At 67.9% G+C, this 240-nt stretch carries 1 protein-coding gene; it reads right to left on the bottom strand.

Features of this window, described 5'->3' with window-relative positions:
• Positions 1–240 (bottom strand): hypothetical protein (locus ACR9ZK_RS23240; RefSeq protein WP_481344274.1); only part of this gene is annotated, 240 nt, incomplete at both ends.

The raw sequence follows: 240 nt of genomic DNA, 5'->3' as shown, positions 1-240 counted from the left end.
ACCTGCTGGATGTGGTCCGTCAGCTCGGCCAGCCGCGCACGCGACCGCCGGGTTTCTTCCTGCTCCAGCTTGCTCGCGGTGATGTTGGTCATGATGCCGTCCCACTGGACACCGCCACCGTCCAGCGGCAAGGGCGTCGCGCGCAGGCTGATCCATTTGACGTCGTTCCACGCCTCCACGCAGATGCGGCCTTCCCAGTTCCACGCGGCCAGCGCCGTCCTCGACGCCTCCATCGCGTCC

The organism is Monashia sp. HAY1-5C (genome assembly GCF_056755255.1).
This window is presented reverse-complemented; position numbering and strand designations above follow the sequence as displayed.